The sequence below is a fragment of the Syntrophomonas curvata genome (assembly GCF_052976825.1).
On record NZ_CM129641.1, the window covers coordinates 862,798 to 876,948 of the forward strand.

Annotated in this window: 14 protein-coding genes; 7 read left to right on the top strand and 7 right to left on the bottom strand. The window is 46.1% G+C overall.

Going from position 1 to position 14,151, the window contains the following annotated elements:
• Nucleotides 1-231: 231 nt before the first annotated feature.
• From ACU70B_RS03675 to ACU70B_RS03690, 4 genes are all read right to left on the bottom strand, one after another.
• A complete protein-coding gene (locus ACU70B_RS03675) occupies nucleotides 232-660 on the bottom strand; it encodes an N-acetyltransferase (protein ID WP_447185001.1) in 429 nt (142 codons plus the stop codon).
• A 63-nt stretch (nucleotides 661-723) separates the two neighbouring features.
• Nucleotides 724-1,821 (bottom strand): ribosome small subunit-dependent GTPase A, encoded by a 1,098-nt coding sequence (gene rsgA / locus ACU70B_RS03680; RefSeq protein WP_447185002.1) that lies wholly within the window; start codon nucleotides 1,819-1,821, stop codon nucleotides 724-726.
• Between the two features lie 207 nt (nucleotides 1,822-2,028).
• Nucleotides 2,029-3,753, bottom strand: a complete 1,725-nt coding sequence (gene abc-f, locus ACU70B_RS03685; RefSeq protein WP_447185003.1) for a ribosomal protection-like ABC-F family protein — start codon at nucleotides 3,751-3,753, stop codon at nucleotides 2,029-2,031.
• A 447-nt stretch (nucleotides 3,754-4,200) separates the two neighbouring features.
• Nucleotides 4,201-4,641: a hypothetical protein gene (locus ACU70B_RS03690; RefSeq protein ID WP_447185004.1), complete on the bottom strand. Its 441-nt coding sequence runs from the start codon at nucleotides 4,639-4,641 to the stop codon at nucleotides 4,201-4,203.
• A 184-nt stretch (nucleotides 4,642-4,825) separates the two neighbouring features.
• On the opposite strand from ACU70B_RS03690, the gene ACU70B_RS03695 reads away from it, so the two are divergent.
• From ACU70B_RS03695 to ACU70B_RS03710, 4 genes are all read left to right on the top strand, one after another.
• Nucleotides 4,826-6,142 (top strand): ABC transporter ATP-binding protein, encoded by a 1,317-nt coding sequence (locus ACU70B_RS03695; protein WP_447185005.1) that lies wholly within the window; start codon nucleotides 4,826-4,828, stop codon nucleotides 6,140-6,142.
• The gene (locus tag ACU70B_RS03700; protein ID WP_447185006.1) at nucleotides 6,123-7,610 is read left to right on the top strand and encodes a hypothetical protein; all 1,488 of its coding nucleotides are present in this window, start codon (nucleotides 6,123-6,125) and stop codon (nucleotides 7,608-7,610) included. Before ACU70B_RS03695 ends, ACU70B_RS03700 begins: the two co-directional genes overlap by 20 nt.
• Nucleotides 7,611-7,702: 92 nt before the next feature.
• Nucleotides 7,703-8,215, top strand: a complete 513-nt coding sequence (locus ACU70B_RS03705; RefSeq protein WP_447185007.1) for a GbsR/MarR family transcriptional regulator — start codon at nucleotides 7,703-7,705, stop codon at nucleotides 8,213-8,215.
• Between the two features lie 42 nt (nucleotides 8,216-8,257).
• Nucleotides 8,258-8,863 (top strand): transglutaminase-like domain-containing protein, encoded by a 606-nt coding sequence (locus ACU70B_RS03710; RefSeq protein WP_447185008.1) that lies wholly within the window; start codon nucleotides 8,258-8,260, stop codon nucleotides 8,861-8,863.
• A gap of 127 nt (nucleotides 8,864-8,990) precedes the next feature.
• On the opposite strand, the gene ACU70B_RS03715 is transcribed toward ACU70B_RS03710, so the two are convergent.
• Complete coding sequence (locus tag ACU70B_RS03715; protein ID WP_447185009.1) at nucleotides 8,991-9,578, bottom strand: GNAT family N-acetyltransferase; 588 nt, start codon at nucleotides 9,576-9,578, stop codon at nucleotides 8,991-8,993.
• A gap of 672 nt (nucleotides 9,579-10,250) precedes the next feature.
• On the opposite strand from ACU70B_RS03715, the gene ACU70B_RS03720 reads away from it, so the two are divergent.
• Both ACU70B_RS03720 and ACU70B_RS03725 read left to right on the top strand, forming a co-directional pair.
• Entirely contained in the window at nucleotides 10,251-10,814 is a 564-nt protein-coding gene (locus tag ACU70B_RS03720) for a sigma-70 family RNA polymerase sigma factor (RefSeq protein ID WP_447185010.1), read from the top strand.
• A gap of 4 nt (nucleotides 10,815-10,818) precedes the next feature.
• Nucleotides 10,819-11,724, top strand: a complete 906-nt coding sequence (locus tag ACU70B_RS03725; protein WP_447185011.1) for a DUF4367 domain-containing protein — start codon at nucleotides 10,819-10,821, stop codon at nucleotides 11,722-11,724.
• 124 nt (nucleotides 11,725-11,848) lie between these two features.
• On the opposite strand, the gene ACU70B_RS03730 is transcribed toward ACU70B_RS03725, so the two are convergent.
• The gene (locus ACU70B_RS03730) at nucleotides 11,849-12,286 is read right to left on the bottom strand and encodes a putative ABC transporter permease (protein ID WP_447185012.1); all 438 of its coding nucleotides are present in this window, start codon (nucleotides 12,284-12,286) and stop codon (nucleotides 11,849-11,851) included.
• A gap of 262 nt (nucleotides 12,287-12,548) precedes the next feature.
• Here ACU70B_RS03730 and ACU70B_RS03735 point away from each other — a divergent pair, with 262 nt between their 5' ends.
• Nucleotides 12,549-13,019 (top strand): GNAT family N-acetyltransferase, encoded by a 471-nt coding sequence (locus ACU70B_RS03735; RefSeq protein WP_447185013.1) that lies wholly within the window; start codon nucleotides 12,549-12,551, stop codon nucleotides 13,017-13,019.
• Nucleotides 13,020-13,231: 212 nt separating this feature from the next.
• Here the strand turns inward: ACU70B_RS03735 and ACU70B_RS03740 are convergent, their stop codons facing one another.
• Entirely contained in the window at nucleotides 13,232-14,095 is an 864-nt protein-coding gene (locus ACU70B_RS03740) for a hypothetical protein (protein ID WP_447185014.1), read from the bottom strand.
• Nucleotides 14,096-14,151: the final 56 nt, after the last annotated feature.

Here is a 14,151-nt window from a genome sequence, read left to right on the forward strand (position 1 = left end):
TTCTCAGAACAAACCTACACCAACGGTTAACGGGCAACGCCTTTCCTTACTGGCTACCTTCTGTTGTTTTATTTATTCCGTATCTGGTACTCAGGATAAAAGGCGAAGAAACCCTGCTTTTACGAGACCTTCCGGGATACAATGAATACCTTGCTGAGACTAGATATCGATTGATTCCTTACGTTTGGTAGAGAATATGGCTAGCATAATTTGGGGAAGCTTTGCGTCTTTCTATTTTTTCCAATACATAATATATTCTATCTCATTGTTAGACTCATTCAGCTGTTCTTCCGCTATGTGAAACCCCCTTTTTTTATAGAATGCAAGTGCCCTTATATTCTCTTTGTATACCGCTAAACTCAGCTTAGTATAATTATCCTGAACAAAATCCAGCAATTCTGTTCCTATTCCTTTTCCCTGGGAATCTACATCTACAAACAAGGCCCCTATAAAGTCAGTTTCGATAATGCTGATAAAACCTCTAATGCTGTAATTATCCTGGTAGACAAAAGTCTTTGCCATTGGAATATATTGTTCTTTAACCAGGGTGTAGTTCTCCATCCAATACGGTTGCGGTATAAAATCATGTGTTTTAACAGCGGACTTTAGCCATATGTCCATTAAAAGCTCCGTATCTGCTTTTTTTGCTTCTCTGATCATTTCTTCACCTATCTTTAACCAGGCTGTACCGCAGCATAGAGCTTCGGTACAGCCTGGTATTGATTATTTGTTTCCTTTGTTCTTTCTGTTAAACGCCTGCATCTGTCGGCATGTTTTGAGCGACCCCATCATATCGATTATTTTTTGCTTCTGGGCCTGTTGCAGAGACATAGTGCTTTTGCGTTCGGCAAAGGTCAGTTCTTTCTGCAGCTTCTTATAGCTTTCCAGCCGTTGGGAAGAGAGGGTTCCCTCTGCTATGGCCTTTCTGACCGCACACTGCGGTTCCGACTCATGTCTGCAATCATTAAAGCGACAATGAGCAGCTAACTCCTCAATATCGGCAAAGGATGAGGATAAATCGGCCCCCGCAATCTGGAGCTCTCTCATACCGGGGGTGTCAATGACAACTCCGCCGCCAGGCAGGACTAAAAGCTGGCGATGAGTGGTAGTATGTCTGCCCTTATCATCAGCTCTGATTTCCTGGGTGGCAAGCACCTCATCGCCTAACAGCTTATTGATAAGCGTGGATTTGCCTACCCCCGATGAACCGATAAAAGCAACTGTTTTTCCGGGCTGCAGATATTGTTTGATATTATCATCATATCCGTCTTTGCTCAGACTTGAGGTCACCAGCACATCGACACCCGGAGCAACCGCTTCAATCTCCGGAAGTTTCTGGTCCAAGTCGCTGCACAGATCGGACTTCGTAAGCACGATCACAGGAGTAGCCCGGCTTTCCCAGGCGATGGAAAGATACCGCTCCAACCGCCGCAGATTATAATCATTGTTCAGAGACATGCAGATAAACACGGTATCAATATTGGCAGCCACCACCTGGCACTCATATCCGGTTCCCGCCGCCTTGCGTTCAAAGGAGCTTTTTCTGGTTAATACATGGTGAATAATCGCATTACCTGATACGCCTTCACTCCGATCCACAAGAACCCAGTCACCCACGGCAGGGTAATTCTCGGCGGCAGATGCCCGGTAGATAAACTTCCCTGAGACCTCCGCCGGAAATTCGCCATACTGGGTGATGACCTGGTATATATCCCGGTGCTGGACCGAAATCCGGGCCAGATGCAAGGATTTTTCATACATGGCGGCTTCCTGGACAAAACGCTCGCAAAGCCCTATATCATTTAAACTGAACTTACTCATATATTAGTGTCCTCCCGTTATTTTAATGGCATGATAGGGGGAGGGCAGATGAAATTTAGTCTGTACGCACCTCCCCCAATACTGCTATCTCCGTTCTATAAGTTTTAAACACAATATCAGCTCCCTTCTCTATATATCAATCATTGTACTATCTGAACCTTGCCCAATCAATTAGTACCGGGGCCAGCAGTCCCGGTCCTGTCGGCATCAGTTCATTTCTCCCTTATTAAGACTATTTTTCTGCTGTATAAGTTCTTGGTATTCTTGCTCAAGGTTTAAATAACCTGGATCACCAGGTTTATTCCGGCTTAGTTCACTTATTACCCGGGAAATCTTGGTTTCCAGCAGCAGCTTCTCCTCCTCCCCGTTCTTTTTTAAATATGGTGAGGCAGCAGCTTTTTCGGTCAGATATCCCGATACCTTGTCTTCTATCCGCCGTATTTTTTTATCTTCAAAGACCAGCAGACGGTCGCAAACCTGGTTCAGGAGGTAGCGGTCGTGGGAAATAAGCATGATAGTTCCCGGAAATCGGCTTAAGCTTTCTTCCAGGGCTTCCCGGCTGTACAGATCCAGATGATTGGTGGGTTCATCAAGCATGAGCAGATCATATGCCCCTATGATCGCCAATCCTATGGCGATTTTCATTCTTTCTCCCCGGCTGAGGCTCCCCAGGGCTGCCTGAAGGCGGTCATAGTCTATTCCCAGCCTGACCAGCAGTTCAAAAGTGGATTTCTGTTTTTCCAGCGGCCAATCTCGTATCCGGTCTTTTAAGCTTTCTTTTTCATCCGGGGGCAATTCCTGGGTCACATAGGCCACCCGGGCGCTGGGGCTCAGAAATATGCTCCCCGCATCCAGGCCCTCCTGTCCCAGGATAGTTTTAAGCAGGGTAGTTTTTCCACACCCGTTGGGGCCCAGAATACCTATCTTTTCGCCTCGGTTTATATAAAATGAGCTGTTGGCAAATAACCGCAAGCCTTCATAGGCTTTGCTGACAGAATCTGCTTCCAGCAGACGCCGCCCGCCTTTTTCCAAGCCGTTAAAGTCAAAATTGACCCGCAGCTCTTCTGCCGGGCGCAATACTCCCTGCCGGCGCATATTTTCCAGGCGCTTAATATGGGATTTTACCGCCTGGTCCCGCTTTTTGGCTTTCTTGCGAAAGTACTCCTTACCTCCCATCTTTCCTTCTCCCTTTTTACGAGATTCGCGATGGGCTTTTTCTGACCAGCCCTTTAATCGGGCTATATTGGCTTCGATTTCCTGCTGTTCTTTTTGCTGTGACTGGTAGGCATGCATTTGGCTTTCCCGTTCTTTTTGCCTGGTTTCCCGGTAGCAGGAATAGTTGCCGGGGTAAACTTTGATAATCCCTTTTTCTATTGCCGCAATTTTAGATACTGTCTGATCCAGGAAATAACGGTCATGGGAAATAATAATCGCCGCCCCCGGATAGTTAGACAGCTCTGATATCAGATAATTTACCCCCTGGTAATCCATATGATTGGTCGGCTCATCCAGAATAAGCAGATCAGGTTGGGAAGACCAGACTCGGGCCAAGGCCAGTTTGGTTTTTTCCCCTCCGCTGAGATTTTGCCACCTCTGTTGGGGCCACTCCATGACCCGGCTCATTCCCAGGTGACCGGCGAGACGCTGGAATTCACCATTGACTTCGGTTTCGCTATCCCGGACCTGGAGCAAAAACTCGGCTGAGGATTCAGTCTGGCGCAGGTAGCCGATATTCAATCGCCTGCGGGCAGTAATAATATGCCCTTCATCGTAATCAATATGGCCGGTCAGAATATTGGCCAAAGTGGTTTTGCCGCTTCCATTGCGGCCTATCAGACCCAGACGGTCTCCCTGAACTATATCCAGATCAATCCCGTTTAAGACCACTTGTTCGCCAAAACTTTTTTTAACTCCGCGGCAGCTAAGCAGCATTTAAAACACCTCCAGAAAACAACAAGGGCTGCAAGTAACCCCTGTTACTTACAGCCTTTTCAAGCTATACGAGTATCTGTAATCATCCAACCCCTTCGGTTGGCATGACCGGCTTATTATTAAAAAATAAGAAACAAGCGTTCTGGACATAACAGGACTAAGGGAAGAACTTCCTTTTAGACCTGTATATATTTATTTAGGCCAGAATACGCTTGCGCATTGACTTCTCCCATCTATTTTCAAAAAATTTTATGGCTTTATATTAGCATAAATGCAGGGGACCGGCAAGTCCAGTGATTTTGAGTGTCAAAGGGCTAAAAGGGTAGGGGACAGGTTTATGAAGAAACTATCCTCAGGTATAGCAGCAAGACAGAGTAAACGTTAATTGCTGGGATGAAAGCCTGCGTCCCCGGTCTATTTGTTTGTGAGCGCCGGACTGTATGGATTTTAAAACCCAGTTTCTTGCCAATCGGACCAATCTATGCCTCTTTCTTCAAGATAAAGCATATCTTCTTCGGTAACATAGACAACACAATCACAGAAATCTCCGATATATAAGGCGATATTACCATCTAAATAGTATTGGAAGTCCCATAGTTCCGGATGCTCACCATTAAATGCCGGAGTTTGATATCCAACAAATAAATCCTTTGTCTCCCTGGTTAGCTTCCCGCTTATTTCGATGCTATCCTTCATCCCTTCCCAAGGCTTAATATTAACATCGAGAAGTTGTTTGAAAACTGATATCCCTTTGTTTAAAAAGCCTTCTTCACCTTCAGGAAAATGAATTACAAAGTTGTTGGACTTATCAGTAAAAAAGAGAAATATTTCTTTCCAATCAAGTGGATTGATATTAGCAGCGTAAAAGAAAAAAGGTTTCCCGAGCATCTTATAGTCCTTTCTGTAGTGCTGCTATTTCCTAATTATATAACAGCTTTATCAGGTCTCGTATCAGGAAATAGTGCACGGTCAAATGGACTGATGTTTTGCTCTTTACAAATATATATAGTACGTTTAGAATATACTAAACTAACTGTATGATAATTTCAATCTGGCGCTGGGGGGGATGAAGATGGTTGAATTATCAAAAACCGAGAGCAGTGAAACCGGGATGCTGGCAGCGATTGTGGCGGTGGGTTTTTTTCCCGAGCTGGCAATCGTGGTAATCGTGGCCCGTATCTGGTTAAGCGGGCCGCAGGTGCTCTGGGTAGCGGTACCTTATGCTCTGCTGGGTTTGTTTCTTATTTACTATTTTGGGCGGGTGATCCCGCGGACTTCCCATCAACTGAGCCCGGAGGTTCTGACACTCAGGCACGGATATTGGTTCCGCTTCACCATACCCCGCAGCAACATTTCTTCTCTGCAGGTTTATATGGGGAAAGCCAGAGCTTCTTTCGGGGTGTTCCGGGAACGAGCCCCGGGAGTGCTATGCGTTCTCAGCGGCCATAAAAACATCCTGCATCTGGCCCTGGAAGAACCGGTTATGGCGAAGGGATTGTTTAAAAATTATGGTTATATCCAGGAAGTCGTATTCAACCTTGATAATCCCCAGTTTTTAATGGAGGAACTGAACCTTTGGAGGCAGGAACCAAGGGAAGTATTACGCCCGGAACAACCTGCCGCTTTATTTCCTTCCCGGTCAACTGATTCCGCCTTTTCCCCGGCCTCAGCACCGGTGTTAAGCCTGACTGAGGTGAGCAAACAGTACAACGGGGTACCGGCGGTAGAGAGTATGTCCCTGGAATTATATGCGGGCGAATTGTTTGGGCTGTTGGGCAGTAACGGGGCGGGAAAGACGACTACCCTGAAATTGATAAGCGGGCTGCTTAAGCCTACTGCCGGCCAAATTGATGCCGCTGGCAATACCATTGCTTACATGCCCGAATATACAGTTCCCTATGAGCGTATGAGCGGACGGGAGTTTCTCCTGTTTCTTTCCGTTCTCTATGATCTGGACCCGGTTTCATCCCGTCGGCAAGTGGAAGAATACCTGGAACGCTTTGACCTTGCTGCTGCAGCTGACCGGGTGATTGACTCCTATTCGCAGGGCATGAAACGCAAAATCTGCCTGATCGCAGCCCTATTAAAAGACAGTGCGATTATACTGCTGGATGAACCTACCAACGGCCTGGACCCGGGTGGCATTATCCAGGTGAAGAATATCATGCGGGAATTAACCTCTCGGGGGAAAACGGTGATATTCTCGACTCATATTCTGGAAATGGCGGAAAGGCTCTGCGACCGGGTGGGCATCATAGCCGGCGGTCGCCTCATTTTCACCGGCAGCCTGGAAGATTTGCGTCGGCAGACCTCCATGCAGGAGGCATCTCTGGAGGAGATTTTCCTGCGGCTGGTTTATGGAGGGCAACATGATGCGGCGAGCTTTTAAACTGCTGGTACTCAGGGAAAGGTTGCTGGCCCGGCATTGGAGCCGACGCGACTGGTTAAGCGGTGGGCTGAACCTAGCTGTTGCGGTGGCTGCTTATGTAGCGACGAAAAGAATCCTGGCCGGGATGGAGGAGGTCCAAATGTTTGCCGTGGCCGGACTAATGGGGGGTACTTTCCTGGCCGGGTTCGTTTTTACCGCCGCCAATTTTATGAAAGCCTGGTTCTCTTCCCCGGATGCTTTTTATCTTATGACCCTCCCCGCCCCGGTCGGAGAGTTGTATAGCTTTCATTACCTGGACATTGTGCTTAGATTTTTGAAATATTTCGGGCACCTTCTCGGTCCTGTTTCGCTTTCCTTGGGAGCAGTTATGGGCGGTTGGCCGGGGGCGTTGCTGCTGCTGGGTGCGCTTTCTTTATCCGTCGGGCTGGCGGTGGAATGTGGATTCTTCTATATGTTTTTTGTTTTCCGGGGAAATAAGTTGCTGCTTCGAGCTTTGGGGGGAGCACTGGCCGGATTGCTGGTGCTGGCCGGCGCGGTTTGGCTGGGCCTGGTCTGGCCGGCTACAGCGGCGGGAGTCAGTGCTATTCTGATCATTATGGTGTTCTGGCATACTCCCCGTTACGCTGAGAGCTCCATTCGCGAGTGTCGGGAAGCCAGCAGCGGCAGATTTGCCATTTATATCGCCACCCCCTGGCAGCGATTGTTGGCCAAAACCATCCTCGACAATCATTTTCTAAAACCTCGCTTCCGTGCCTTCCTATACCGGGAGGTGGCGACTGATGCACGGAATATAGTCTTTTGCGGGAAATACCTGGCCGTTATGGCCCTGTTTTTTCTCTACTGGCCCTTGATGAGGGTGGACTTGATCGCCGAGTCCGGGCTGGCAGGCGCCTTGATTTTCTGTTTCCTGGTCTTTGCCACCAGCATTTTTGAGTCGTTTATAACCACCTTTGCCAAAGAAGGTGACCGTATCGTTTTTTTACTTCCGGCCTTTCATTCCTGGCAAGGGGTAGGCCTGGCCAAGTTTTTGGCCGCGGTGTTGGAAATGCTGCCTCTGCTCCTGGTCGCGGTTGTGGTGGTGGGAAGCCGCTGGCATTGGAGCGGATGGGAAGCACTGACCTTTGCGGCGGGTCTGCTGCTAATGATAGCGGTGCAGCTGGCGGTTACCATAGTGATGGCTGCCTGCCTTTTAACTATGGAGAATCACAACTTTACCCTATGGGAAGGGATGGTCTATGAGCAGGTCCTGGGTAATGTTGACCCGCTGATGCTGCGCCGCTACCTTCCCCTGCAGGTCGTTCCCGCTCTGCTGGCGGTCATAATCTGGATACTTCATGCTTCCTTTCCCGCAGAGGATTTTATGACCGTGCTGTGGTATTTCAATATACTTATGGCTGCTGTAGTGGCCGGGATTTTATATGCCGGGCGGCGCGTTTTTGCCCTGCGCCTGACCTCCCTATTAAAATGAATAGCTTGGTGTGAAGATTAGGATGGTTAAGTGAAAGTAATTGCTTGAAATGGTAAACTGATTTAAAACATGTTGGTGGGAGGTAAGCTGGTTTGGAACAGGAACGCCTTTTACAGGCTCGTGATATTATGATAGACGCCTTTGGCCGCGTATATGCCATGTTCGGTATCCCGGAAGTGGTAGGGCGCATCTATGGTCTGCTGTTCTTTTCTGATCAGCCCTTGGGGCTGGAGGACATTGCCTCGGAGTTGGAAGTAAGCAAAGCTACGGTTAGCATCCATATCCGTTTCCTTGAAGGTATGAAGACTGTCCGCAAGGTATGGGTAAAGGGAAGCCGCCGGGATTATTATGAAGCGGAACGGGATACGGGTAAAATAATGGTTGAGCACCTGCAAAGCAGTTTCATCAATGAGCGGGAGATAGCTATGGAGGCGGCGGGACGCAGCCGGGAAGTTTTGAACGACTTGCGGCAGTCCTCAGAACCGGCGGTTTTGCAGCAAGTCGAACTCTTCGCTCAATGCCTGGACAACCTGGAGGAGAATTATAAGTGGAGTCAGCAGTTTCTTCAGCAAATGGTGGAAACCTGGGATAAGTGGAAGAAATGAACTGTGAGGATTGAGGGCCGACAGAGTCGAGGGGGGAGGTTAATGCAACTGGTTCCAGAAGCAGACAATATTGATCCTTATCTTGAGTCATCAGATGTAATTGATTTTTTTAATCCGAATATCCAAATAGTTGCTGAAGATTTACGCCGGGGAAGCAACGATGAGATTAACCTGGCCCGTTCATGTTACGAATGGGTGAGGGATAATATTTATCATTCCTTTGATATCGACGGAACAACTGTTGCCTGCACGGCTTCCGAAGTTCTGCAGCATAAGGAAGGAATATGCTACGCCAAATCGCATCTTTTAGCAGCCATCCTGCGTTATCTAGGTATTCCCGCTGGCTTCTGCTACCAGAAGCTTGTGCTTGACGACTCGGATATGTCAAGATTGGTGATTCACGGATTGAATGCCATATATATTAAAAGCCTGAACAGGTGGATAAGAGTCGATGCCCGTGGAAATAATGAAGAGGTTCATGCTGAATTCAGCACTGAAGAAGAAAAACTTGCCTTTCCGGTTAGGAAAGATTTAGGAGAAATTGATTATCCCATAATCTACCTTCAACCCCACCCACGAGTTGTACATGCTTTAAAGGCAAGCAAAACTATAGAAGAACTAAGAACCAATCTGCCAGAAGATTTATGAATGCTAAAGGGAAAGCTTCACCTCAGCCTGGCTAATTCCTTTTATCCCGTTTTCTTCTGCGTTAGGGACCATGTAAGGTTTAACTTCTCCTGTGCTCTCGAATCATACTGAATAAATTTTACGCGACTTAGATATCGCAAAGCATTAAATAAAATCCACCTTCGTGGTTAATTTTTGCTGAATCGTTAAAGGTTATTTCTTTTACGCTTTTAAAGCCGTTGTATTGGTATAGCTTTTGGGCGGATATATTATCTGATAAAACAAACAGGCTGAGTTTATCAAAACCACAGGATTTGGCTTCCTCTCTGACCGTTGAAATAAGCCTGCTGGCAATACCCTTGCGTCGATATTTTTCATCAACATACATTGCGTTAATTAAGAAGCTGTTATCGACTCTGGAATTATAAAACTCTTCGAATTGCTCGAGTCTTTCTTCTGGAATAAAGGACCTCATTTCATCGTCTATTTTATGATGCATGTTGGAGTAAGCTTGTATCATCCCGACAATTTTGTCGTTATACTCGGCAACAATAACTCCTTTAAAAGAGTTGTACCTTTGCTCGTCTTCTAACCCAAAAATTAACAGTTGAGTTACTGTCATACCGGAAATAGTGTCTTTGAATAGATAATCAAGTACACCGTCAGAGGCATAATAAATATATTCAGCCAGCATCGGACATTCGCTGTTATAGGCTTTACGGTAAGCAATATCCATAAGGCAACCACTCTTCCATAGTTATTTTTTTACAATGCTAGCATTTACGCGGTTATTCTGTAAAGAGAGATAATGTCGCAGTACAAATTAGAAAGTACAATGATGTTAGCCGATTTGATATTTCTTTATGGGAGCACAAAGCCGACGTAAGATTTATGAATTTAATGGCATCGATATTGAAAGACGCATAAGAGATATGACCGGCGGAGTCTTTAATTATATCAATTTCTATCTGATTGATGAGGCGGAGCATATACCGCTTACAAAAAGATAGTGAATGTCCTGGAACAGAATAATGTATCGGACGATAATATCGAAAAAGTGTGGGATTTAGCGGTTAAACTGACTAAATCAAAATACCGGAGTTATCATATGTATGCGGTTCCAGGCACCATTGTTCAGAATTTAAGCCAACACCGGGAATATTCCTCAACTGATGTTTTCATATATCACCTCCACAAGATATAAATTATCCCTTAATGAGTATAAGTGTGGCGGCAATATTTTATTCCACCTCTCTGTAATGCTTTGTTGGCTTAAGCATACTTACTTATAGAAGCACCTGGCCGGGGTATGTTTTAAAAAAGTACTGTTGAATTTAGGAAGTATAGTTTATAAATGACGACATTTTTACATTATACGTCAGACAGATTTTTTGGAGAGGGGAATGTAATGGAAAGAGTTTTAACAATGTCACTGTCCAAGGAATTATGTCTTCAGGATGAAGTACGTTCTTATGCGGATATTTTTGCTGAGATCTTTGACCGCTACTACAATCGCATCTACAAGTACATGCGCTATCGCCTCAATAGTATAGAAGAAGCTGAAGATATGAGCAGTCAGGTTTTTGAAAAGGTGATGCAGAAAATCGAGACCTATCGTCCGGATAGAGCGCCCTTTGAAGTCTGGATGTTTTCCATTGCCCAGAACACGGTAAATGCTTATTACCGGCGCCGCAAACGCGGGATATGGTTCCCGTTGGAAAGCATCCGGGATTTGCCTTCCGAGCGGCCCAATCCTGAAGAAAAGGCAGTTCGCAATGAGGAGCAAGGCAGGCTGCTGGTAGCCCTGAGTTCTTTAGAGGAGCGGGAACGCAATATTATTGCCATGAAATTTGCCGGTGGACTGAAGAATAAAGAAATCGCAGAAATAATGGGACTATCTGAAAGCAATACCGGCGTAATCCTTTACCGAGCCCTGCATCGATTGCGGGAAATACTTAAAAGTGAGGAGTGAGTCGATGGACCAATTTAACCTTATGAAGCATTTCAATGAAGAGGTAGATAATATTCTGGCCGGTGATCCGCAAGTCAGCCGCCCGGAGCTTCAATCCGAATATAACGATCTATTGAATTTAGCGGAAGTACTAGCATCAGTAGATCTTGCCCCTGAAAGCCAAAAACAGAAAATACTGCGGCGGCAGTTAATCAACCGCTGTCTGGCGAAAAATACAGCTGGGAATAATAAGGAGGTTATTATGAAAAATTTCTTGAGGAAACATCGTCCCGCAATGCTGACATGCTCATTTGCCATGGTTGCCATGCTGGGTTTTTATCTTATTTTCCCCGGGGCCTTGACAGCAATGGCGAACAGCATTGGAAATATACTGAAACTAGGGCCGTATGTTACTTTGATTGCTGATGATGCGGCTCCTGAGCCGGCGCCCGCCACTTCCTTAACGGCTGAACAGCAGGCGCAGTTAGATAAAAACGGCTATGTTGAATACACAGATGAAAATGGAAACCTCGTTACGATAGGTACCCGGACTAAACCACCGGTAGACACGGTTAGTTATTCCAACCTGACCGATGCTCAGGAAGGTGTATCGTATAAGCTTCTGGCTCCGACCTATTTACCGCAAGGCTATGCTTTTAAAAACGCCGAGTGCTTTAAAGGCTCCCAAGAATATATTACCTTGAACTTCCAGGGGCCAGGGAAAGACATTATCCTCATGCAGCGGCTTTTGAACGAACAAACCAAATACGAATCAGCAGGGGGAGAGGTTGAGCCGGTTACGGTCAATGGAAACAACGGTGCCTGGGTTGATTCGAGCCTGACATGGGGAATAGGCGATGTAAACTATACCCTTATTGCGAAGGGACAGAGCAAGGATGAAATTATGAAAATTGCCGAGTCCGTAAAATAAAGATAGGACAAAAAAGAGCTGGTCGCTTGGATGAAGTGCACCCCAAATGTTGGACAAAAAAGTTCAATGTTTGGAGGTGCACTTCACCCTGTTCTTTCGCCATAGTAACCTCCATTCCGGTTGGTTATTTTAAAGTAAGCAGGTCATGATAGATACTTAACAAATGGTAGGGTTTTTCTTCATCGAAAAGCTTCCAGCGCAGCCAATTATCCAGCCAGATTCCGAAGGGGATCAGCGGGACCCATAAAATCGCATAGATTAAGCATATTTGTCCGTTTAAATTAAGGGGCATAGCAGAATAGTCCCATATTCCCATCCCCAGCCATACATTCAGCAGCATGCCGGAAGAGTATTCTATGACTAATATGACCAGCCACGATATCAGGGTCTGCTGCCATATTTTCAGATTAAAATATTGGGGGTATTCATCTAAAAGTCCGATAAGCGCGCCGCACAAACCTCCGACAAATAACATGACTATATTGGTCCACCCCCGCCAAAAACCCTCCAGGGTAAAGTAGCACATACCCATAATAAAACCGAGAATTAAGAATCGCTTCATAAAAAACCTCTGCATAGTTTTAACCCAACCCGAGCTTTTCTTATTTTAGCCGGATGGCAAGCTGATAATGTAAAACGGAGATATTAGGGTTTACCAAGTTTTGGCTTGAATGCTATAATCTTAAAACCTAGATCCTGACTATGCAGGCAAATTGACTACAGTGAGGGAGACGTTGGTATGCCATTGGTAAAAGTCGAAATATTACAGGGGAAAACCGTGCCAGATGTTTTGTTTGGAATGGTGGGGGAAGGGGGGAATTTTGTTGACTTCGCCGATCAGATATATCCAGGGTGCTGAAGACTTACTGGACAGTATCCAGCCCCTTTGGGAGGAACTAAATGAGCACCATAAGAAAATCTCATCCTATTTTCGTTACGAATACGAAACATTTACCTTCAAAACAAGGAAGGACATGCTTCGGGAAAAAGTCCGGAGAGGAACCATGTCAATTCATGTGGCAGAGGATGAGACCCGTAGATTGCCTGTAGCTTATTGTATAGCAACACTTGGCGCCAGTGGGCAAGGGGAGATTGATTCTATTTTGGTGCGAGAAAATTATCGGGGGATGGGAATAGGGGATCGCCTGATGCAAATGGCTCTGGATTGGCTGGAGCAATCAGGGGCAAAAGTCAAAACCGTTCATGTTGCTGCTGGCAATGAACAAGCCTTTTCCTTCTATGCTCATTATGGTTTTTTCCCACGACAAACAGTGCTGAAGCAAAAGAGCGAATAGAATCAGGTTTATGCCAATTGCACCGCTTTATGATGCCTCAAGGTGCTTAAGTGGTGAAGCATGCCGGGAATGGGGGTGTAATTAGGATAGGGGGAGGATACGGGGAGGTAAGACTGTGCGAGAGCTGTCCCCAAACATTATCTGATTATCATTATCAGGTAATTTGGTCCCGTACCCCTCCCGTATTCTTCCTATACACAGGCAGAGTACATTTACTTTGTGATCTCAATCAGGGACGGGATGCCGGTACTATCCCGGACCTCGGGGGCTTTTTCCCGCATCTCTTTTTCCATCTGTGCTTCGTAAACCTTCGCATCTTTTACCCAGGGGTCATATTCCACGCCCAGTAATTCTTGATTATACCTTGAAAATGTTATGCGAGCCTCCTGGCCGCTATCGGACTTTACGGTCATGGTAATATCGGGATTAACGCTTTGTTTAAAGTAGGTATAGCCTTGTCCATAATAATCTGCAGCTACTATTTTGCCGGATACGAGCTGGAATTTTTCAGCCGCTGCTCTTGCCAGAGCCGCATATTGCCGGTGATTTTTAATAAGGGTCTGGTCCATACCGACATTGATATCGCCGCTCCAGTATTTGGACTGGCCTACGGCTCGATACTCACCGGTTACGGCGTCCACCAAAAAACTATAGGAAGGTACTTCACCGTTGAAAATGATGCCCATCCATTCCGCACGGGGATTAAAGGAACTATTTGCGGTATAAGACATTTCGATGGTTTTGCCGTCCAGATTCACTTTGAAAAATCTCCAAAGATTTTGCGCGCCAAGCTCGGCGGCTTCTTCCATGGACATGTCCTTATCACCGGGGCGGCCGCTGAATTCGGAAAGCTTTACCTGATAGGACGCTTTTGCATAACCCTCGGGTATAGCATGCTGCTCGGAATGACTGCCCGTAGTTGAATATGCGGTCGGGATAGTATTCGTTTGATTGACCAGGGATGCTTTTGCTACCTGGGTGATGCCGCTGAAAACCAGCGCGCAAATACCGATTATGGCAGCCGTTCCTAATGCTACCTTTTTCAGTTGGCTGAAGCTTGCCGTTTTACTGTTCATACTGAATTCTCCTTTACTTATTTTAATGGTTGTGATCACATAGTAAGTATAAAACA